Genomic DNA, 23,108 nt, shown 5'->3' on the forward strand with positions numbered 1-23,108 from the left:
AGGTAAAAAAATAATGGCAAAACAAATTTTATTTAGTGCAGAAGCTAGACGTGCAATGCAAAAAGGTGTGGATATTTTAGCTGATACGGTTAAAGTTACTCTTGGACCAAAAGGAAGAAATGTTGTTTTAGATAAAAAATTTGGATCTCCGTTAATAACTAATGATGGAGTTACTATTGCTAGAGAGATTGAGCTTGAAGATGCTTTTGAAAACATGGGTGCTCAACTTGTTAAAGAAGTTGCAACAAAAACTAATGACGTTGCTGGTGATGGTACTACAACTGCAACTGTTTTGGCTCAAGCAATAGTTAGAGAGGGTATTAAGAATGTTACATCAGGTGCTAATCCTATTTTAATAAGAAATGGTATAAAAATGGCAGTTGATAAAGCTGTTGAAGAAATAAAGAAAATTTCTAAAAATGTTAATGGTAAACAAGATATATCAAGAGTTGCTTCTATATCAGCTGGAGATACAGCAGTTGGTCAACTTATAGCAGATGCTATGGAAAAAGTTGGAAATGAAGGAGTTATAACTGTTGAAGAATCAAAAAACATGGATACAACTTTAGAAGTTGTAGAAGGTATGCAATTTGATAGAGGTTATATAAGTCCTTACATGGTAACTGATGCAGAAAAGATGGAAGCATCTTTAGAAGATCCATATATTTTGATAACTGATAAGAAAATTTCAAATATTCAAGAAATACTTCCAGTTCTTGAACAAATAGTTCAACAAGGTAAAAAACTTTTAATAATAGCTGAAGATATAGAAGGAGAAGCTTTAGCTACTTTAGTTGTTAATAGATTAAGAGGTACATTTACTTGTGTTGGAGTTAAAGCTCCAGGATTTGGTGATAGAAGAAAAGAAATGCTTAAAGATATAGCTATATTAACAGGAGCTCAAGTTATATCTGAAGAATTAGGTTATGACATAAAAGAAACTACTTTAGAAATGCTTGGAAGAGCTGAAAGTGTTAAAATAACAAAAGAAAACACTACTATAGTAGATGGTAAAGGAAATAAAAATGAAATTTCTGAGAGAGTTTCTCAAATAAGAACACAAATTGAAGATACAACTTCAGAGTTTGATAAAGAGAAGCTTCAAGAGAGACTTGCTAAACTTTCAGGTGGAGTTGCTGTAGTTAAAGTCGGTGCAGCTACTGAAACAGAACTTAAAGAGAAAAAATTAAGAATAGAAGATGCGTTAGCAGCTACTAAAGCAGCAGTTGAAGAAGGAATAGTATCAGGTGGTGGAACTGCTTATGTTCACGTGCTTAGAAAAATCGGAAATTTAACTTCGGAAGTTGCTGACGAGCAAGTTGGAATAAATATAATTTTAAGAGCTTTAGAAGAGCCAATTAGACAAATTGCGTTTAATGCAGGAGTTGAAGGTTCTATAATAATTGACAAAGTTAAGTCTAGTGAAGAAGGAATTGGATATGACGCTTTAAATGGTCAATATATCAATATGGTTGAAAATGGTATAGTGGATCCAGCTAAAGTTACAAGAACAGCTCTTCAAAATGCAGCATCAGTTGCTTCAACATTTTTGACAACAGAAGCAGCAGTTGTTGATATACCAGAAAAAGAAAAACCAATGGCTCCAGCACCAGGAATGGGAATGGATGGTATGTATTAAAAAATATTTAAGGTTTGAATTTTTGTTCAAACCTTTTTTAATTTTTTAAATTGAAGTTGTTAAATAGTAATAAAAAATTTTATATATGTACAAATTAATACTATGGTTATAAGCATTTGTTAGAGGAGAGAATTAAATTGTTCAAAAAATTTTTTAAAAAGAAAGAATCAGTAGAGAAAACTCAAGAGGTTGAAAATGTTTTAGGAAAAGATATTGAAGAAAATCAGTTATCAGATGAAGACGAAAATAAAAGTTTAAAAAATATAAATAATTTTGAAGAAGTAAAAAGAGCAGTATATACTATAGATTCAAAAAATGTGGAGTTTAATGAAAAAACTGATAAAATTTTAAAATATGTTAATTCTCAACATAATATGTTTGATACTATGGAAAAAGACGCCATAGATAGGATAAATGATTATAAAGATATGAATGTTGTCATAGATGGTATAGTTAACATAATAAAAGATGAAGAAAATTTAGTTTTAGAAGGTGAAAATAAAATAAATTTTCTAATTTCAAATGTTGATAAATTAATATCCAATTTTTCTAAAATAAATAAAGTTTTCGAAAATTTAAATAACAAAATAACTGATATTAATAAATTTACGGAAGTTATAAATAAAATTTCAAGTCAAACTAATTTGTTGGCATTAAATGCTTCTATTGAAGCAGCAAGAGCTGGAGAAGCTGGAAAAGGTTTTGCAGTTGTTGCAGATGAAGTTAGAAAACTTGCTGAAGAGACTAAAAAAGCATCTGAGCATATTAACAAAACCATAGATGAAATTACGAAAGAAACTGAAGAAATTTCACACGAAATGAGAGAAAATATATCGGAAATTACAGTTATTAAGGAGTCTTCAGAGGATACTGTAAAGACGTTAGATTCTTTAAAACAAATTAATAATAAAAACCATATAGAAATAGAAGTTGTAAGAGATAAATCCAAAGAAGCAAAACGACTTATACAATCAATGATAAATGAATTTATAAAAATGAAGGATGTTTTTAAATTAAAAGAAGAGGCAGTTAAAGATGTTTTAGAGATGTGTGCGTATTATGTTGAAAATTTAGATATGTTGAAGGATATATTGAATAAAAGTGAATAAAATGTCAATTTAATATTGAATAAACAAAATTATTTTTGAAAGAATTTTACTATTACGAGGATTAAACAATATGAGGTGATAGTAAATGAAATTTCAAAATAAGAAAAAAGATGGATTTAGCATAATTGAAGTAATGGTATCTTTTGTTATTATACTTGTTATTGTTCTTTTGATAGGACCTAATTTGTTTTCAACATATGAAAGATCGAAGGAAATGTCTAAAGTAAGTGATGCAAATGCTATTATGAATGCTGTAGATATGCACAATCTAAATTTATTTGTTGATGGAGATATGGAACCAATATCAGAAAGTACTACTATGTCTGAATTTAAGAAAGTAAATGATGAAAAAAAGTATTTAAATAATTGGCCTAAATGGGTAGAGGATTCTATGACAATTAAAAATATTAGAGATATTGCTAATAGAGTTGAAAAATCAGAAACTATTTCTCAAAGTTTAGATAATAGAGTTTAAAGATGATATCGGTTAATATAATTTTGTTTTCAATTTTATTTTGTATATTACTTAATATTTTTATTGTTAAAATTATAAGTGTTGTTGATTATGAAATTTTAGGTTTACATAATAGAAATAGTTCGATTATAAAGGTTTATAGAAAAATATTTAAAGATAAGAGTATATTATTTAGGTTTTTTGCTTTAGGAATAGTTTTTATAATTTTTAATTACATAATTTTGTTTAAAATATTTAATAATTTTAGTTTTGTTTTAATTTATAGTTATCTAAAATATTATTATTTATTTTTAATTTTATATATTTTTGCATTTATAGATTACATAACATACTACGTTTATACGGTTTTATCATATCCTTTAATAATTTTTTCATTACTGATTTTTATGTTATCATTTTTACAAAAGAGAAGTTTAAAGGCAAACTTAGAAACTATAGTTCTTATAGCATTTTTTTATCTAATGATAAAGAAATTTAAATTTCTAGGAGAAGGTGACTTCGATATAATTTTAATAATTTCTTTAACTTTGGGAGCATTACCTACAATATTCATATTTTACTTGTCTATTATAATGTCTGGATTTATAGGTTTGTGGATATTGATGAAAAATTCTTTTAAAATAAAAAATAATAAAATGGCATTTGTACCATTTGTTTTTGTGTCGACATTTTTGTTTATAATTTTAAAAATTTAAGAGATGTAACAAACAGATAATCATTAATTTTATTTAATATTTAAAATGGTATTGAAAGTTATACCATATAGTAGTACAATTGTATAAATATACTTAATTTATTGAGTTGAAATAGTTTTTGTCATTATTTTAGGGTTAGTTTTGTAATAAGTAAAGATTAAGTGTTAATCGAGTATTAATATTTACTACTAATGGTTTTAAATTTATAAATACTTTTTTGATATTAGATCTTTGATTTAAAGTTAAAGGTTAGCTATTTAGATGCCCTAATTAACGTTTTACTTTTTATATGTGAATTGTTAATTTTTGGCATCTTTTTTTATTAATATTTAGGTGGTGTAATAAGTGAAGCAGTATATAATAAGGAGACTATTATTGTTTATACCAATAATATTTGGAATATCTTTTATTTTGTTTTTTTTGTATGTTTCATCTCCGGGAGATCCTTTGTCAGGTATAATTTCAACACAGCCTGGTATAACAGCTGAAAGGATAGAAGAACTTAGAGTTTTATATGGACTTGATGGAAATATTTTTGAAAGATATTTTAATTGGTTGAAAAATGCTATAAAGTTTGATTTTGGAGTTTCATTAACTTTTAAGGAATCCGTTAGCTCGGTATTAGGAGTTTATATATGGAATTCATTTTACTTAAATGTTTTGTCTTTTTTATTTTCAATTTTTGTTTCAATTCCTTTAGGGATATACATTTCTACAAAACATGGAAAAGCATTGGATAAATGTGTTCTTACATTTTCGTTGTTATTTACCTCTTTACCCACATTTGTATTAGGAATAATAGCAATAAAGTATATTGCGCCTGTACTTGGTTTACCAATAATTGGTATGACAACAATTGGTAGTAATTATACGGGATTTGCTTATATAAAAGATGTTCTTGTTCATACAATTTTGCCTTTTGCAATTTTAAGTTTGTTTAGTTTGGCTGGAACGTTAAGAGTTGTTAAGACTTCTATGCTTGAAATAATAAAACAAGACTATATAAGAACAGCTAGAGCTAAGGGAGTTAGTGAAAAAGCTGTGATTTATAAACATGCTTTTAGGAATGCTTTAATTCCACTGATACCTATAATTGTTGGAGGAATTGTTGTCTTGTTTAGTGGTTCTATAATAATTGAACAAGTTTTTGGTTGGCCAGGAGTAGGAAATATAACTTATCAAGCTATTTTAAATAGAGATTATCCTTTATTGATGGGAGCAGCTATGTTTTATGCTGTATTGACTATTTTTTCTAATTTATTGACAGATATTATTTATGCAGTGGCTGATCCAAGGATAAGACTTAAATAGGAGGTGATATTGTGAAGCAAGATAAAGAATTGTTTATTGAAGAAAGTGGTCAAAATGTAGATGAAAATTATAAAACTCAATCTCCATTTAAAATGATAATTAAGAGATTTTTGAAAGATAAGTTGGCAATAGCTGGTCTTATTATGCTTGTAGTAATATTGTTTTTGATTTTAGTAGTTCCTATTTTTACTAAAGATCCATCAGCGATAGATATTGTTATGAAAAATAAACCACCATCATCTGAACATATTTTGGGTACAGATGCATTAGGTAGAGATGTTTTTGCGAGAGTTTTAGAAGGAGGAAGATTTTCTTTCTTTGTTGGTTTTCTTGCAACTATTATATCAGTGTTTTTAGGAACTATATTTGGTTTAATTGCTGGTTATTATGGTGGAGTTGTAGATATGATTATAATGAGAGTAGTAGATATTTTGATGAGTATACCAACATTACCATTATTGATCATATTAGCTGCTTTTCTATCAGATTTAGAAGTTGATCCACAGTATAGAATTTATATAACTCTTGGTTTATTGGCATTTATATTTTGGACTACATATTGTCGAAACATTCGTGGTATAGTACTTCTATTAAGAGAGCAAGAGTATATGCAGGCTACAGAAGCACTTGGATTTTCAACATTAAGAAAGTTATTTGGACATTTGTTACCTAATATACTACCTTACGTAATACTTTATATTGCTACAGGTCTTGGTAGTATGATGATTTTTGAAGCTAGTCTTAGTTATTTAGGACTTGGAGTTCAGCCACCATATGCTTCACTTGGAAATTTGTTACAGTCTACTCGTAACTTCTTTGATTTAACAAGAAGAGTTTGGTTATGGATTCCACCTACGATATTGTTGTTTGCTTCTGTTTTATCAATTAACTTAGTTGGTGAAGGTTTGAGAAATGCTGTTGATCCAAGACTTAAGAAGTAGGAGGATAAAATTATATGGATAAAAAAATAGTTGAATTTAAGAATTTATCAATTTCATTTAAAATAGATGAAGGTATAGTTAGAGCAGTAAATGATGTTAGTTTTGAAGTTAGAAAAGGAGAAGTTTTAGGTATTGTTGGAGAATCAGGATGTGGAAAATCTGTTACTTCAATGTCACTTATGAGACTTTTGCCTGTACCACCTACTATATATGAGTCTGGAAGTATAAATTTAAATGGTGTTGATATTTTATCTTTATCAGAAGAAGAGATGCGTGAAAAAAGAGGATCAGAGGTAGCTATTATTTTTCAGGAGCCTATGACTTCTCTTAATCCTGTTATGAAAATTGGACATCAAATTTCTGAAGTAATGTTAATTCACCAAAAAATATCTAAAAGTGAAGCTAAGAAAAGAGCAATTGAGTTAATAAATTTAGTTGGTATTCCTAGAGCTGAGTCTATATTTAATTCTTACCCTCATGAATTATCTGGAGGAATGAGACAGAGAATTATGATAGCAATAGCACTTGCGTGTAATCCTAAAGTTTTGATTGCTGATGAACCAACTACAGCCTTAGATGTAACTATACAAGCACAGATTTTAGATTTAATAAAAAATATGAAATCTAAATTTGATATGTCTATTATGATGATAACTCATGATTTAGGTGTTATAGCAGAGATGGCTGATTATGTTATTGTTATGTATGCAGGTAAGATTGTTGAAAAAGCTAAAGTTTTAGATATATTTAAAAATCCTAAACATCCATATACTATTGGACTTATGAAATCTAAGCCTACTTTTGAAGGAAATAATGAAAAATTATATTCTATACCTGGTCAAGTGCCTAATCCTATGAATCTTCCTAATTATTGTTATTTTTATGAAAGATGTGATAGAAGAAAAGATATTTGTAAAAAAGGTATACCTGATTTAATATCTGTTGGAAATTCGCATTATGTTTCTTGTTATCTTTTAGATAAGGAGGGAGAATAATGAGCGATAAAAATATACTAGAAGTTAAAAATTTAAAGAAATATTTTCCTATAAAGAGTGGAGTTTTTCAAAAAGTTGTGGGAAATGTTAGAGCGGTTGATGATGTTTCTTTTGAAATAAATAAAGGTGAGACATTTTCTCTTGTTGGAGAATCAGGATGTGGAAAGTCAACTTTAGGAAGAACAGTTTTGAGATTGTTGGATAAAACAAGTGGTAGTGTTAAGTTTAAAGGACTTGATATTCATTCTCTTTCTAAAAAAGAAATGAGGAAGTTAAGATTAAAAATGCAAATTATTTTCCAAGATCCCTTTAGTTCTCTTAATCCTAGAAAAACAGTAAGTGATTTAATTGGAGAAGCTCTTATTGCACATAAATTTGTAAATAGCAAAAAAGAGTATTATAATAGAATAGAAGAGGTTATGGAAGTATGTGGCCTTGCAAGATATCATATGAAGCGTTATCCACATGAATTTTCAGGAGGACAAAGACAGAGAATAGGTATAGCTAGGAGTTTAGTTTTGAATCCGGAATTCATTGTAGCAGATGAACCGGTTTCTGCGCTTGATGTTTCTATTCAATCTCAAATAATTAATTTATTACAGGATTTTCAAGAAAAATATGGTTTCAGTTATCTTTTTATTTCCCATGATTTAAGTGTAGTTAGACATATTAGTCATAAAGTTGGTGTTTTGTATTTAGGTTCTCTTGTAGAAGTAGCAAGTAAAGATGATTTATACAATAGTCCGATGCATCCATATACTCAAGCATTAATATCTTGTGTTCCTTTACCTGACCCTGAGAAAAAAGTTGATAGAATTATATTAAAAGGTGACATTCCAAGTGCTTCAAATCCGCCGTCAGGATGTAAATTTCATACTAGATGTTTGCATGTAAAAGATATTTGTAAAGAAGAGGTTCCTATTTTAAAAGAAGTAGGAAACGGACATAAAGTATCTTGTCATTTATATTAATAAATAAAAAATTTGGTAGTAATTTTAATGATTATAAATTTTTATAGTTATTAAAATGAATAATTATTAATTTTTGGAGGTTAGTTTTGAGAAAGAGAAAATTAATTAGTGTTATAGGATTAGTTTTAGGGGCAATGTTTTTTATGTCTTCTTGTTCGTCAAATACAGGTAGTAATGGTACAAAAAATGATGGTAATGTAGTTACGCAAACTAGTGGAGTTAATCTTGTTAGTGGTACTGGAGAATACGATGAGGAAACTTTGTATTTAATTGGAAATAATCCAAATGGTGTTCCTAGTACTGCTAAAAATAGAAAGGATACATTAATAGTTGGAATAGTTGCTCCAAATGGTGTATTTAATCCATTATTTGAAGAATCGGCTTATGATGCAGATATTAATGATGCTATGTGGGCACCGCTTCTAGAATTAGGTTATGATGGATTAATGGTTTCAGGTATAGCAGAAATGCCCGAGGTTTCTGAAGATGGAAAGAAATATACATTTACATTAAAAGAAGGTGTTAAGTGGCAAGATGGTACACCAATAACTTCAGAAGATATTGAATTTACGTTTAAAGTTTTAATGGATAAGACTTACACTGGTAGATTTGAAAGAGAAAATTTAGATGTAGTAGGATGGAAAGATTATAGAGACGGCGTTACTGATTATATTGCTGGTTTTGAAATAATTGATGACAGAACATTTTCTATAACTTTAAATTCTGCAAATGGTAAAAATATATATTATTTCAATGTTAAACCTCTTGCTAAACATATATATGGAGTTGATTATGTTCAAGGAAACGCTAAAGATTTAGAAAAGTATCATAGAACTCCTTTTGGAAATGGTGCTTATAAGTTTGTAAGCTATAAAGATGGAGAAGAAGTTGTTTTAGTTGCTAATGAAAATTATTACAAAGGAAAACCAAAAATTGAAAATTTAATTTTTAGAGTAGTTAATGAAACTAATCAGCTATTGTTGTTACAAAATGGAGATATTGATGTTATAAGAAAAGGTATGAGTGTTACTGATGAAAATTTACAGTTATTAGAGCAACTTGGATTTGCTAATGCTATTATAACTGAAAATTTAGGATATGGTTATATTGCCATAAATCATAAAGAAGAAATACTTCAAGATGTAAATGTAAGAAAGGCTTTGGCTTATGGATTAGATAGACAATCTGTTGTAGAAGCAGCATTTGGAGGTCAAGCTAATGTTATAGATATACCTCAATCTACCGTATCTTGGGCTTATCCTGATGATGAAGATTTTGTTAAATATCCATATGATCCAGAAAAAGCTAAACAACTTTTAGAAGAAGCTGGATGGAAAGTTGGTTCAGATGGAATAAGAGAAAAAGATGGAGTTAAATTATCACTTAAGTTTTTAGCATCATCTCCAAATTCAGTAAACGATGCGTTAGTACCTATAATGATTCAAAATTATAAAGATATAGGAATAGAAGTAAAAGCCGAGCAAATGGAATTTAGAACTTTGATTGAAAAGCAAACTGAAGCAAAAGAAGGTAAATTTTCTTATCATTTAGCATTTTTGGCTTGGGCATTGACTCCAGACCCTGATTCATCTTCTGTATTTGGAACTGATGGATCAAGTAATAAGACTTTGTATTCAAATCCAGTAGTAGATGAATTATTGAAAAATGCTTTGAATGAAATGGATCAAGATAAGAGAAGAGAATTATACAATGAATTATATAAAGAACTTTCAGACGATTTACCATATATATTCTTGTACCAAAGAAAAAATATGGATGTTTATTTAGCAAGAGTTAAAGGTATGGAGGGAGCAACTCCTTATAGATCATTTATTGAAGATTTAGAAAAACTTTCTTTAGAGTAAAAAGATTTAATTAAACCTTGCCTTAATATTAAAATTAATTTAGTATTTTGGTAAGGTTTATTTATTTTTTAAAATATTTTGGGAGGAATTTGATGGGGAGATTAAAAAAATTTTTGATATTCATTTTGGTAATAAATATTTTGGTTTTTTATTCTTGTGAACCAGGTGAACTTCAATTAAAGATAGATGAAATAATTTTTGAAAATGGGAAAAATGAATTTGATCAGAAAACGTTATACTTGAGAGCTAAAAATCCACAAAATATTCCACAAAAGGCTAAAAAAAGAAAAGATACTTTAATTATTGGAATGCCTTCTCCCAATGAAATTTTTAATCCTGTTTTTGCGGTTGCGGCTAATGATGTGGATATAAATGATTCAATGTGGGCTCCAATTTTAGAAATAGACGGTAATGGGAATATTTTAGATGGTATAGCTTATATGCCAGAAATTTTTGAAGAAACTAATACTTATGTTTTTACTCTTAAAGAAAATTTAAAATGGCAAGATGGAACTCCATTAACTTCTTATGATATAGAATTTACTTTTAAAGTTTTAATGGATAAAACATATACAGGAACTTTTGAAAGAGATAATTTTGATATTGTTGGTTGGGAAAATTATAGAGATGGTATAACTCCAAATATTGAAGGATTTAAAATTATTGATGATAGAAAGTTTTCAATTACATTTAATTCTTTGAATTCTAAAAAAAATTATTATTTTGAGAGAATAAAACCTCTTGCTTTACATGTTTATGGTGTTGATTATGTTCAAGGTCAAGCCAACCAGCTTGAAAAATATAATAAATCTCCATTTGGAAATGGCGCATATAAATTCGTTGAGTATATAGATGGAGAAGAAATAAGGCTAGTTTCTAATGAGCATTATTATAAGGGTCAGCCTAAAATACCAAATTTAATTTTTAGAATAGTAAATGAAAACAATCAATTATCATTACTTGAAAATGGTGATATTGATATGATAAGGAAAAATGTATTGGTTGTTCAAGAAAATATTGAAATTTTAGATAATATGGGTTTTGTTGAAGCTGCTATAACGGATTATTTAGGATATGGTTATATTGCTATAAATCATAACGAAACTATTATGCAAGATAAGAATTTAAGAAGAGCATTAGTTTATGGATTAGATAGACAAACTATAGTTGATGTTTGTTTTGGAGGGTTTGGAAGAGTTATAGATATTCCACAAAATACGAATTCTTGGGTTTATCCTGATGATGAAAATTTTACTAAATATTCTTATGATCCAGAAAAGGCTAAAGAACTTTTAAATGAATCAGGATGGGTTGTTGGCTCAGATGGAATAAGAGAAAAAGATGGTCAAAAATTAGTTTTAAAATTTTTAGCTAGTACCCCAAATGAGGTAAATGATATTTTAATTTCAATTATGCTTGAAAATTATAGAAGAATAGGGATTGAAGTGGTAGTAGAACAAATGGAATCTAAAACATTATTACAAAAACAAAATGATGCTAAAGAAGGGAAATATTCATATCATTTGGCTTTTTTATTTACTCCATTCGCTAACCCTGATCCAGATTCTTCATCAAGATTTTCAACAAATGGTCCTTCTAACAGAATAGCTTATTCTAATGAAAAGGTTGATAAATTGTTAGAAGAGGCATTAAGTGAGAAGAATGAAACTAAGAGAAAAAATTTATATGGAGAACTTTATAAAGAGTTATCAGATGATTTACCGTATATATTTTTGTTTGAGAAAATGAATATGGATGTTTATTCATCAAAGGTTAAAGGTATGGAAAATATAAGTTTGTATAGGTGGTTTACAAAAGATTTGGAAAAATTGTATTTTGAATAATAAAAAAGCTATCTTAAATTTAAGATAGCTTTTTTATATAGTTATAATTGGTCGTATTTGATTATTATTTAAAGCATTTAACATTGTATCTATAATTTTTGAGTAATTTGCAACAAGTGAATTTGGTTTTTTACAAATATCATCTTGAACCATTGGTGAAAAATAAATATTTTTTGTGTTTATAAGAGTTGCTATATTTTTAAGAGTTAAACCTAGTGAATCATTTGAAGAAAGTGCTATGACTAAAGGTTTATTTTGGCTTCTTAAGAAAGATTTCATAGCCATAGTTACAGGAGTATCGTTTATTCCGTTTGCAAATTTTCCTAAAGTGTTTGATGTACAAGGTGCTACAAGTAATAAATCTAAAAAATTTTTTGGACCAATTGATTCAGCTTGTTCAATTGTTTTAATTATAGGATTTTTAGTTTTACTTTCTAAAAATTCTAAGGTTTTTTCTGGTGTTATAAATCTATTTTTTATACTTTGTACATTGAATGAAATAATCGGAAATATTTCTACATTAAGTTCTAAAAGTTTCTCAATTAATTTGAATGATTCTGAGAAAGTACAAAAAGAACCTGTTAAAGCGTATCCTATTTTTAAACCTTTTAAATTTTGCATAAATTACCTCTTTGAATATTAATAAAAGAAAAGCATATATAAAAAAATATTCTTTATATTTTAAAAAGTTACTTAAAAAAAGATTACCTTTTAAAATCGAAAATTTAAGGTAATCTTTTATATATATTTATATGAAATTTTTCAAAATTTTGAGAAGATATAATTTTAAAATTGTCCAAATTAATATTGAGTTTTATTGAATCATTTATATTATAATTCTTTGTAAATTCATTTTTGACCACTGTTAAATGTATTTCATCATAATAGGGATTAAAATATTCGTAGATTTGTTTTCCACCTATTATAAATACAGTTTTATTAGTCAATATTTTAAATACGTCATTTATATTTTTAAAAACACTATATGAATTATTTTTTGATTCACTGAGTGTTTTAGAGATTATTATATTTTCTCTATTTGGTAATGGATTATTATTTAAACTTTCAAAAGTTTTTCTGCCCATAATAACAGTATTATTAATTGTTTTTTGTTTAAAAATATGTAAATCGTCTTTGAATTTATAAATTAAATCATTATTTAAACCAATTGAATTATATTTATCAATACATGCAATTAAATTTAACATAAAAAAGTCCTTTTATATTCCAAGTTCAAATTTTATTTGAGGAGATTGAAATTTATAATTTTTAATTTCAAAATCATCTATTGTAAATTCATAAAAATTTGTTTTGTTTGTATTTAATTCTAAAATTGGTTGTTCACCAACTTCTCTATTTAAAATAATCTTTGCTGATTCAAAATGTCTATCATATATGTGAAGATTATTTACAACTCTTGTAAATTTTCCAGGTTTTAAATTACATGATTTTGATATCATCATTTGAAGAGCTACGTATTGAATGCAATTTATTGATGAAGCTACAAGTAAGTCTGAACTTCTTTGTATAAGCATTAAGTCTAAAAAATTATCACGAACTGAAAAAAGCGTTTGAAAAGCACAAGGTTTTAATCCATCACTTTCATTAAAATCATTTTCTTGCCACAAATTAATTATGTGTCTTCTACCGTATGGATCATTTTTTATTCCATCTAAAAGTTTGTTCATTAAATCATATCTTTTAACAGTTTCTCCGTATCTTATTCCAATAGTATTTGGATGAGTTTTGCTTTCCCAATCATCCCACCAGTGAATGTTGTATTTATTTTTCAAAACATTTAAATCTGATGTTTGGTCTTGATATATCCATAGAATTTCTTTAATCGCATTTTTAATAGCTATTTGTCTTAAAGTTATTATTGGAAATTCATTTTTGGATATGTCGTAAGTTTCAACGTAATGAGTAATAAATTTTGTAAACGCAGGAGTACCATCTTTATATTTTGGTCTTGGATTTTTATCATAAACTCCATTATTTAAAATTTGTTCAATACAATTTTTATGGTATATATCAGCAATGCAAATCATTTGAATCTAAGTCCTTATCATAAAATTTTAAATATATGGTACTAGATTTTTAAAATAATTTCTATATTTTTATGTTAATAAATATATTGAAATATTAATATTAATAAATTAATGTGTTGTTAAGACGATGTATTTAACTTAAGGTTTTGATTTTTAATTGATAAATTTTTGAGGTGATGTTGTGAAGTGTTGTTTGGTCATAGATATTTCTAAGATAAATTTAAAGATAATAAGTGTAGTACTTAGAGAAGATAAAATATTTATGCAAGAAATTCATAGATGTTCAAAAATACTTATAAGAAACAAGGACTCGAAGTTATCCTTAAACATAGATAAAATAATTAAAGAAATAAATGAGGCTTTGGTGAGCGTTAAACAGATAGGTTATAATGTTGAATCTATTTCTGTAAACTCATCAATAAATGAATTTGTACTATTGGATGAACATGATAATTTAGTGAGAGATATTTTTGTAGAATATTCTTTAAATTCAAATTACTTAAATAAAATAATAAATGAGTTGGGAATGGCTTATATTTACAGAAAAACAGGTATAAGTTTTAATTTAAACAATGCATTATATAAATTGATGATGTATAGAGATTTATATCCGGAAGATTTTTTGAAAGTAAGAAAAATTCTATCTTTTAGTGATTATATAAATTATAGATTAACTGGAGAAATTTTTCATGAAAGGGCACAACTTTCTTTGACGCAAATTTTCAATTTTAAAAATCAAGATATAGACGAAGATATTTTGAATTATTTGGATTTAAAAGATAGGTTAGAATTTAATTTAGTTGATTATGGAAAAAGTGTTGGAAAATGTAAAATAAATGGAGTAGAAGTAATAGCTCCTTATGGAAATAATTTGTTATCATCATTTCTTACAACTGATGTAACAAATAAAAATTCTATTTTTATAGTGAATTCTTATGAAGGAATTATTGGATGTACAGAAAATTTTTCTAAAATGTATCTGGAAGGAATTAAATTTGATTTAAATCACCAGTTGTTTAATGAAGAATTGGTGAAAATATTTAAATATATACCTTGTTATAGATTAGTTGATGATTTTTTGAAGAATGTTGAAAATAATTATATGATTGAGAATGCATGGAATGTGATGAATGATAATGAATTTATTGATTATATAATTGATTTTGATAGTGATATATTTAGAAATTCAGCAGCTCTTATAAATACTGTAAAATATTATTTTGAATTTAAATTAAATAGTTTACCTGATTCAATATCTAATTTTATAAGAATTGTATATGATAGTTTTGCTGTCTACTATAAAAAATGTATAAAAGATTTAGAAAAAATAACTGGTGGAATTTTTGATAGCGTTTGTATGGTTGGGGATTACAGTATAAATAATTCCTACAATCAATTTATAGCTGATATAATATTAAAAGATTTGGAAGTTGGACCTAAGGAGTCTGGAATAATTGGTAATGCGATTAATCAGTTTATATCTTTAGGAAAAATTAAAAATATTTCTTATGCTTATGAAATATTGAAAAATTCTTTCAATTATTTGAAAATTAAGTATAGTGGTAAAAAAATTAATTATAAGTACTTTGAAAATATAGTTTAAAAAAATAAGCTGCTCTTTATTTTGGGCAGCTTATTTTAATGTATAAATATGGATTTTTTGAAAATTTATATGTTATAATTATAGCTATATTTATTTGTGTATAATTGGGGGATAGTTTTATGAAAAGATATGTAACTAAAATTTCAGGATCGGACCACTACATATACAAAATAGGATTTGGAACTTATGATATTTTAAAAAGTGGATTGACTACTGATGAAATAAAAGAGCTTTTAAGTGATTTTATTTCTATGGGAGGAAATGTTATTGATACTGCTAGATGTGATATAGGACCTAGAAAATATGAAGTTGAGGAAGCACAAAAATTAGTTGGACAATGGATTAAGGAGTCAGGGAAAAGAGAAATTTCTTGTCTAGTTGCTAAGAGCAATTGTCTTTTAAATAGGAAGGAATCAAAAGAGAGTTTATTAAAAGAGGACTTAGAACTTAGTCTTAAAAATTTAAATACTGACTATATAGATGTTTTTTTAGTTAATGGTGATGATAGGGAAACGGAAGTTTCTGCTATTTTAAATGAGCTTGAAAGATTTAAGTTAGAGGGCAAGATTTTGAATTATGGTTGCTCCAATTGGAAGCCTTATAGAATTAGACAAGCTATGGAGTTTGCAGTAGAAAATAATTTAGATGGATTTACAGTTAATCAAATGCTTTGGAATGTTGGTTCTAAATATATGAATCCTTTTAAAGATCATGATTTGTACGTTAAGATGAATGAAGAAATGATGGAAATTCATCGACAATATAAAATTCTTGCTATGCCGTATAATTCTTTAGCAAATGGAATGTTTGCTAAGCTTTATACAAATGAAAATGAACCAGGTTCTATAGATATTGAGAGTTTAAAAGAGAATTCACCTTATTATACAAAGTCAAATTTGAAAATTTACGATAGAATGAAAAAAATTGGTGATAAATATATAGCAGCTCCAGGGTGGGTAGCTCTTGGATATTTGTTTAATCAAGAAATAGATACATGCTCTATTTTATCTTGTAGAAGTTTAAGTCAATTAAGAGAAGCGTTTGAAGCTATAGATAGAGGATATACTTATGAAGATTTTAGAGATATAGATGTTTTTGAAAAAGAGATGGCTTTAGTTTAGGACACAAAAATTTCATAATTGTTAAAAATAAAAAATGAAAGTGTGATTTTGTTTGAATGAAGAATTCAATGTTATTGATATAAAGGATATTTTTAAAAATAAAGTTGTTTTGCATGTTCCATTAAAATACATGATAAAAGCTATTAAAGTTGAAGTTTGTAATTTGTTTTTTATAAAAGTTAATGTTGATTTATATGAAGTTGTAATTGAAGGATTGATTCCAGGAAAAATATATGAAAATTTGTGTTTAAAAATATATTATACAAATGATAAATTTTTAAAATTAAATATTAATAAATTTAAGACTCAAAATGGTAATGAAGTTGAAAATATTATAGTTAATTTTTATAGAGAGTTTATGAAAAAAGAAATTGGGGAAAATAAATTTAATTATTGGAATGAAAATATAGATTCAGGAAAGAAAACTCTCAAACAATTTTTTAATTATGTTTTGAAGATAAATAAATTTTGTATTGGTAAATTAAATGATATGGAATTTTTAAGTTGCCTTTATAAAATGTTGATAAGTGAATTTAAAAATGATCTATTATATTTTTGGGTTTTTTATTTTGAATTTAATCTTAAGGGATTGAATCAAATAGAAAAGCGAAAAGAAATTTTTAAAAAGATGTTTGAGGAGTACAATAGTAATATTAATAAAGAAAAGTTAATTTGTAATTAAATTTTAAAGTGAGGTATTAAAGTACGTGAAGAAAATTTTTACAGATATTAAAAATCATAAATTTTTTACTGTGTTTATCATGGTTTTTATATTACTTGTTTTGTATAAGTTAATAGATTATATTCCTACAGTTTGGGTTCATTTTAAAAATTTTACATTTAATCTTTTAGATATATCCAAACCGATAATTATTGCAGCAGTCATGTCCTATATATTAAAACCATTGATTAATTTAGTAGATAGATTGTATTTTAAACTTTTTTATAAAATAAAAAAGGATCAAGATCCACTGCAAATTATTTCTAAAAAACAGTTTTCAAAAATTAGATTATTAACAGTTATAACTGTTTTGTTAACTTTAAGTACTATTATATTTGTATTAATTTTGTTCATATTGGAGCCATTTTTAAATAGTTTGAAGGCACTTATACGAGAGCTTCCATCATTTGTTGATTTAGCAAATAAATTTTTAAGTAATTTAGAGCTTGAACCCCAAATTATATCTGAGATTAATCAAAAAGTTGCTTATTTTTTAAATACTAATCTTGCAAATTTGTTAAATACATCAGTTTCTGCTTTAACTACCTTTATTTCAAATACAGGAATTTTTATATTTAATTTCTTAATTGCGGTAATTTTATCAGTGTATATTTTAAGAGACAAAGAGAAGATAGCAAGATTTTTTTCAGTGTTGATAGATATTATTTTTTCAAAAAATGTTTCTGATAAAATTAAAAGTTTTTCAATTAATTTAGATAAAATATTTGGTGGATATTTTACTGGAGTAATTGTTGATGCTGTATTTGTAGGATTTTGTTCATTTGCATTAACAGCTATAATAAAAAATCCATATGCAGTTATAATTGGTGTGTTAGCTGGTGTTAGTAATGTTATTCCTTATTTAGGTCCACTTATTGGGGCACTTGGAGCCTTTGTTTTAGGTTTGCCTTCAGGACTTACAGTTGCAATTTTAGGATTTGTACTTTTGATGATTTTCCAACAGATAGAAGGAAATCTTATTCAACCTAAAATTCTTGGAGATTTTGTTGGATTACCACCACTTGTTGTAATTATTTCTATAATAATAGGTGGAGGATTATTTGGAGTAGTTGGAATTATTATTGCATCACCTGTTGTTGGAGTTATTTCTTTGTATTATAAGAGATATTTAAATAAGATTGATAAAGAAATTTAATTAAAAAAGTGTATTGTAATTTATTTCAATACACTTTTATTTTTTAAACTTGTTTTAAAGAAAATGTATTTCCATCTTCATCATAGAATTCTGTAAAAATACCAAATCCAGTATTTTCAGGTTTTTTGGAAAATTTTACTCCTTTTGAAGATAATTCGTTAAAAGTCTTTTCTATATCTTTTGTAAAAAATGTTATTGTGCTATCAGAAGTTTTAAAATCTTTTTTAAGAGCTTTAGGGTAAAGAACTAGAGTTGTTTGTCCAGTTTTAGGAACAACTTCTATCCAAGAATAATTATCTTGCATAGGTGTATCAATTTTTATTTCAAATCCAATTTTTTCAGTCCAAAATTTCTTTGCATTTTCTTGATTATCAACAAAGATAAATACATTACAAATATTTTCTATCATTTTTTATCCTCCAATTCTAAAATAATATTCTAATATAATTGTTTCATAATTAATGTGATATATTCAATCATGATTAAAAATTTTAATACAAAGTTAATAATTAAGTGTAAAAAAATAAAAAATATTGTATACTTGATTTGTATTAGGAAGAAAATAATAATACTAACCTTATGGATTAATTTTTATTTAAATAAGTTAAAGGTGATATTAATGAATGATAATTTAAAGAAATATCAAGACATTTTGATCAATTTAACTTTAGAGAATAAGACAATATATTTAGATGAGATTGATAAAAATAAATTTTTTGATTTATACAATTTAAAAAAGTTTAACGAGGAATTGTATTTAAATCTTATAGATTTTATATTTTCTGATAAGGATAACATTTTAAAAATAGTTGACGACCCTTTGGAATGGCAAAATGCAAAAATAGAAGATATAAAAAACATAGTAAATAAAGAGAAAAATGAAAAATTAGAGGAATTTGAAAATAATACGGATTTTGAAGACCGTGATGAATATAGAAATTTTTTAGAAAATTTTTATAGAAACAATATAAATAAGCATTTAGATGTTTTAAATGAAAAGTATAGTTATATGTCAGGAATAATTTCAGATTTAGAAATTTTATGTAAAGATGATAAAGAAAAATATTTATATGTGGGATATCCTTTTGTTGAAGGATATGTGGATGAAAAAAATTATGTTAGAATGCCACTTTTTTTAATACCAATTAGGTTATTTAATGAAAATAATTCTTGGTATTTGGAGAAAAATTTAAATCAAAAGATTGAAATAAATAAATATTTGTTGCTTATATTGAAACAAATATTTAATGATAAACAGATTGATATTAAAGAAGAATATAGTTTTAAAAGTGAATTTAAAAGAGAAGTAATTTATAACGTTTTAGATTTTTTGAAAAATTATGATATTACATTAAATTTTAATGATGGATTTTTAAATAGTAATATTGAAAAATTTTCGGATATTTTAAATAGTTTTGTTGATGGTAAACCATATTTAAAAGTTCGAAATTTTATTGTTATTGGAGATTTTCAAATAATTAATGATGAATTTAATGATTACGAATATTTAAAAAATGTTGATATATCAGAAAGTGTTATTTTTAGAATTTTAGATAAAGAAAATAATAATTGTTTGGATAATGTAAAACCAAGTGAAAACCTATATGTAAAAGATGTTTTAGATTTTAGTCAACAAAATGCTATAAAATTTGTGGATAACAAGAATGTTTGTCTTGTAAATTCTCCAATAGGAACAGGAAAGAACACAACAATTTTTAACTTTATACTTGATAAAATTTCAAAAAATAAAAAAGTTTTGTTAGTTACGAAAAATAATCATTTTCTTGAAAAGATGTATTCTAAACTTTCAAGTATAAATTCAGTGGTTATGAAAGTAACTAATTGTGAAAAAGACTTTTATGACAATTTTATAAGAGAGTTTAATGCTATAAATACATTTAAAAATGATGATGTTTTTTGTGAGCATTTTGAAAAAGTAGTTGAAGATATTTGTAATAAATATTCGTTTATAAATGAAGCTAATGAAGTTTACAATAATGTGGAGAAATTTGGATTATCTCTCCAACAGATGTATGAATATACAATGGGAATAGATAATGATAATTTAGATAATGAGGCATTTAAGAAATTTACAAGTAATAACCCAGTTTCAGGATGTACATTTAATGAAATAGTTTCTTCCATAAATAAGATTAAAAATGAGGGACTTATAAATCTTTTTATTGAACATAAAGAGTATTTAAATAAATACAAAATTGTGAATTTTATTAGAGATGATTTTGAAATAGAAAAAAGAGAAATTTATATTTTAAGATTAGAGGATTTAAAATCTAGAAAAGTAGCTTTGGATATTGAAAAAAATGAATGTAGTTTAAAGATTATAGAGCTTTTTAAAGAAGGTAATTTAACTAAAGGTGAAATAATTAATGAAGCTAGAAAGTTTGATAAAAGTTATGTAAATAGAGAATTTGTTTCTGATGAAAGTAATGATTCTTGGTTTAAAAATTTAAGCTTTTTGAAAAACAAAAAAGGCAGTAAAGATGATATTAGTGAAGCTACAAGTGAAAAAGTATATTCAAATGTTGAAGGATATTATAGGTCTGTAAGTAGACTTGTTGAAGATATAAGTTTTTTAGAAGAAATTTTGAAAATTGAGAATTTTAACTTTATAAGGGATAAGGTTTTAAATTTTGAAGATATTACTGAATTTATAACAACGCTTTTAGAAATGTTAGAATCTTTTCATAAGTTTTTAGCAAGTACTTATAAAATTCAAAACTTCGATAGAGTATTGAGTGATATATTAGAGTACATTTATAATAACTCTGTAAATGAACAGATGATGAATGATAATTTAGAAGAGATTTTGAAATTTTCTGTACTTATAAATATTATGAGACGCCATCATAAGTGCGGAGATGAACTTATGAAATATAAATTTGTTGATGAATCTTTTGAAAATTTAAGACAATTATTTGAAGAAAGAAAAGATGGAATTGATAAGTTTGTATTAAATAAGGTTAAAAGTCATGCTTTTAATTACATTTGTAATGGTAATAAAGAGAACTTTGTTAGAGATGTTATATCTAATGTAGAAAATTACTCAATTAAAAGATTTATGAGAGAAGTTTTTGATATTTGTTTGGAATTATTTCCGTGTTTTTTAATTGAACATAGTTTAGTTTCGTCAACATTACCAATGATTGAGGGAATGTTTGATTATATTATAATTGATGATGGTCATGGTTATTATATTTCAGATGTTATTCCACATATGTACAGAGCAAAGCAAGTTGTTGTGTTTGGTGACGAAAAGCAGATTAATTCTCAAAACAAAATATATAACATAATTTCTTCTCAAAGTGATTATGTGTGTGATAATTTATTCAAATTTATAAAAGATAGATATGAGTTTTTAGAGTTAAGATATTTGTATTCTGAAGGTTCGGAAATTTTAAGTGAGCTTTCAAATGTATTTTTTAATAATTTGGATATTATAAAAGCTCCAAATTTGGTGAAATTTTCAGAAATTAAAACTCCATTTGATATATTTAAAATTAATTCTCAGGTTGTTGATGGAATTAATGAAAATGAAGCAGAATTTGTTGTTAGTCTTTTGTATGACATACTTAAAAATAAAAATATTGAACAATCAATTGGAATTGTTACTTTAACTAAAGATTACGCTGATTTAATTTCTAAAATTTTAGAAGATAGGATAAAATTAGATCAAACATTTAACTATTTGTACTATAAAGAATGTAAAAAATATTCAGATAAAACTTACGATGGAATTTATGTAAAAAGTATAGGAGAGATTAATTACGATAGAAGAGATATTATAATTTTCGCTTTAGGTGGAGGTTTTAATATTGAAGGTGCATTTGAATTAAAATTTGATGAGATAGAAGATAGTACAGGATTAAATAAATTAAATATTTTTATGAATCTTGCAACTAATGAAATGAAAATTGTTTCATCCTTTAACATTGAAGAACTTAATTTAAAAGAATATGATAATGAAAATATAAAACTATTGAAAAGATATTTAAGTTATGCAAAATCAATTTCAATTGGAAAAGTTGATGAAGTTATGAGTAATTTAAATGAATCAACTTGTGCTAAAGATAAGTGTGAAGATGTAATAAATAAAATACAACATAAATTAGCTGAGAAAGGTTTAGTTGTTGATAGAAATTTCGGAAATTTATCCTATAAATTTGATTTAGCAATATATGATAATGATTTTAAACAGTATATTTTATTTGTTGATCTTGATGGAAAGTTAATCAAAAAATTTAAAGATCCTACTGAGAGAAATATTGATTCTGTTATATATTTTGAGAAATTTGGATGTAATATTTTGAAGATTTGGAGTAAGGATTTATGGACTGATATAGATAGTCAGATAAATTATATTGTAGATGTTTATAGAAATATTAAAGAAAATTTATTAATTAATAATTCATCTGTTTCGGATTTTAAATCAAATAGATTGAAAATATTAAGTAAGTTTGTAAATATTTTAGATGGAAGATATAGGGAATTAATCTCTAAAATAGATGTAAAATAAACAGAGGTAGTGCTTTTTAGCACTACCTTTATTTTTTTTATTACAAAATTGTTTCAAAATATTGAATGAAGTTCATAAAT

19 protein-coding genes are annotated in these 23,108 nt (G+C 25.6%); 15 read left to right on the plus strand and 4 right to left on the minus strand.

What is annotated here, in order from left to right; all coding sequences use genetic code 11:
• Positions 1-13 precede the first annotated feature (13 nt).
• The 10 genes from groL (at position 14) to A6P36_RS04630 (ending at position 11,845) form a co-directional block, all read left to right on the plus strand.
• Positions 14-1,639 carry a chaperonin GroEL gene (gene groL / locus A6P36_RS04585; protein WP_066761433.1) on the plus strand — a complete coding sequence of 542 codons (1,626 nt, stop codon included), beginning with the start codon at positions 14-16 and terminating at the stop codon, positions 1,637-1,639.
• Positions 1,640-1,776: 137 nt separating this feature from the next.
• A complete protein-coding gene (locus tag A6P36_RS04590) occupies positions 1,777-2,748 on the plus strand; it encodes a methyl-accepting chemotaxis protein (protein WP_066761435.1) in 972 nt (323 codons plus the stop codon).
• A gap of 85 nt (positions 2,749-2,833) precedes the next feature.
• Positions 2,834-3,223, plus strand: coding sequence for a prepilin-type N-terminal cleavage/methylation domain-containing protein (locus A6P36_RS04595; protein WP_066761437.1), 390 nt, complete (start codon positions 2,834-2,836; stop codon positions 3,221-3,223).
• A 2-nt stretch (positions 3,224-3,225) separates the two neighbouring features.
• Entirely contained in the window at positions 3,226-3,918 is a 693-nt protein-coding gene (locus A6P36_RS04600) for a prepilin peptidase (RefSeq protein ID WP_066761439.1), read from the plus strand.
• Positions 3,919-4,263: 345 nt separating this feature from the next.
• Complete coding sequence (locus tag A6P36_RS04605) at positions 4,264-5,229, plus strand: ABC transporter permease (RefSeq protein WP_066761440.1); 966 nt, start codon at positions 4,264-4,266, stop codon at positions 5,227-5,229.
• An 11-nt stretch (positions 5,230-5,240) separates the two neighbouring features.
• Positions 5,241-6,170: an ABC transporter permease gene (locus tag A6P36_RS04610; RefSeq protein WP_066761441.1), complete on the plus strand. Its 930-nt coding sequence runs from the start codon at positions 5,241-5,243 to the stop codon at positions 6,168-6,170.
• A gap of 14 nt (positions 6,171-6,184) precedes the next feature.
• Positions 6,185-7,165: an ABC transporter ATP-binding protein gene (locus A6P36_RS04615; RefSeq protein WP_066761442.1), complete on the plus strand. Its 981-nt coding sequence runs from the start codon at positions 6,185-6,187 to the stop codon at positions 7,163-7,165.
• Positions 7,165-8,136: an ABC transporter ATP-binding protein gene (locus tag A6P36_RS04620; protein ID WP_066761443.1), complete on the plus strand. Its 972-nt coding sequence runs from the start codon at positions 7,165-7,167 to the stop codon at positions 8,134-8,136. The genes A6P36_RS04615 and A6P36_RS04620 overlap by 1 nt, the downstream gene beginning before the upstream one ends.
• An 86-nt stretch (positions 8,137-8,222) precedes the next feature.
• Entirely contained in the window at positions 8,223-10,001 is a 1,779-nt protein-coding gene (locus A6P36_RS04625) for an ABC transporter substrate-binding protein (RefSeq protein ID WP_082917618.1), read from the plus strand.
• A 92-nt stretch (positions 10,002-10,093) separates the two neighbouring features.
• Positions 10,094-11,845: a peptide ABC transporter substrate-binding protein gene (locus tag A6P36_RS04630; protein WP_066761444.1), complete on the plus strand. Its 1,752-nt coding sequence runs from the start codon at positions 10,094-10,096 to the stop codon at positions 11,843-11,845.
• A gap of 33 nt (positions 11,846-11,878) precedes the next feature.
• Here A6P36_RS04630 and A6P36_RS04635 read toward each other — a convergent pair whose 3' ends face one another.
• The 3 genes from A6P36_RS04635 to A6P36_RS04645 all read right to left on the minus strand — a co-directional run bounded on the left by A6P36_RS04635 (position 11,879) and on the right by A6P36_RS04645 (position 13,893).
• Complete coding sequence (locus tag A6P36_RS04635; protein ID WP_066761445.1) at positions 11,879-12,466, minus strand: dipicolinate synthase subunit B; 588 nt, start codon at positions 12,464-12,466, stop codon at positions 11,879-11,881.
• Positions 12,467-12,570: 104 nt separating this feature from the next.
• Positions 12,571-13,053 carry a dihydrofolate reductase gene (locus A6P36_RS04640; RefSeq protein WP_066761446.1) on the minus strand — a complete coding sequence of 161 codons (483 nt, stop codon included), beginning with the start codon at positions 13,051-13,053 and terminating at the stop codon, positions 12,571-12,573.
• Positions 13,054-13,065: 12 nt separating this feature from the next.
• A complete protein-coding gene (locus A6P36_RS04645; protein WP_066761447.1) occupies positions 13,066-13,893 on the minus strand; it encodes a thymidylate synthase in 828 nt (275 codons plus the stop codon).
• Between the two features lie 181 nt (positions 13,894-14,074).
• On the opposite strand from A6P36_RS04645, the gene A6P36_RS04650 reads away from it, so the two are divergent.
• The 4 genes from A6P36_RS04650 to A6P36_RS04665 all read left to right on the plus strand — a co-directional run bounded on the left by A6P36_RS04650 (position 14,075) and on the right by A6P36_RS04665 (position 18,494).
• Positions 14,075-15,496 (plus strand): FGGY family carbohydrate kinase, encoded by a 1,422-nt coding sequence (locus A6P36_RS04650; RefSeq protein WP_066761448.1) that lies wholly within the window; start codon positions 14,075-14,077, stop codon positions 15,494-15,496.
• A 119-nt stretch (positions 15,497-15,615) separates the two neighbouring features.
• Positions 15,616-16,617, plus strand: coding sequence for an aldo/keto reductase (locus tag A6P36_RS04655; protein ID WP_066761449.1), 1,002 nt, complete (start codon positions 15,616-15,618; stop codon positions 16,615-16,617).
• 52 nt (positions 16,618-16,669) lie between these two features.
• On the plus strand, positions 16,670-17,299 hold the full coding sequence (locus A6P36_RS04660; protein ID WP_066761450.1) for a hypothetical protein: 630 nt from the start codon (positions 16,670-16,672) through the stop codon (positions 17,297-17,299).
• 25 nt (positions 17,300-17,324) lie between these two features.
• Positions 17,325-18,494, plus strand: a complete 1,170-nt coding sequence (locus A6P36_RS04665; RefSeq protein ID WP_066761452.1) for an AI-2E family transporter — start codon at positions 17,325-17,327, stop codon at positions 18,492-18,494.
• A gap of 43 nt (positions 18,495-18,537) precedes the next feature.
• On the opposite strand, the gene A6P36_RS04670 is transcribed toward A6P36_RS04665, so the two are convergent.
• Positions 18,538-18,903, minus strand: coding sequence for a VOC family protein (locus tag A6P36_RS04670; protein ID WP_066761453.1), 366 nt, complete (start codon positions 18,901-18,903; stop codon positions 18,538-18,540).
• A 210-nt stretch (positions 18,904-19,113) separates the two neighbouring features.
• Here A6P36_RS04670 and A6P36_RS04675 point away from each other — a divergent pair, with 210 nt between their 5' ends.
• A complete protein-coding gene (locus A6P36_RS04675; RefSeq protein WP_066761455.1) occupies positions 19,114-23,028 on the plus strand; it encodes a hypothetical protein in 3,915 nt (1,304 codons plus the stop codon).
• The last annotated feature ends 80 nt before the right edge of the window (positions 23,029-23,108 follow it).

Source organism: Candidatus Arthromitus sp. SFB-turkey, from assembly GCF_001655775.1.
GTDB lineage: Bacteria > Bacillota > Clostridia > Clostridiales > Clostridiaceae > Dwaynesavagella > Dwaynesavagella gallinarum.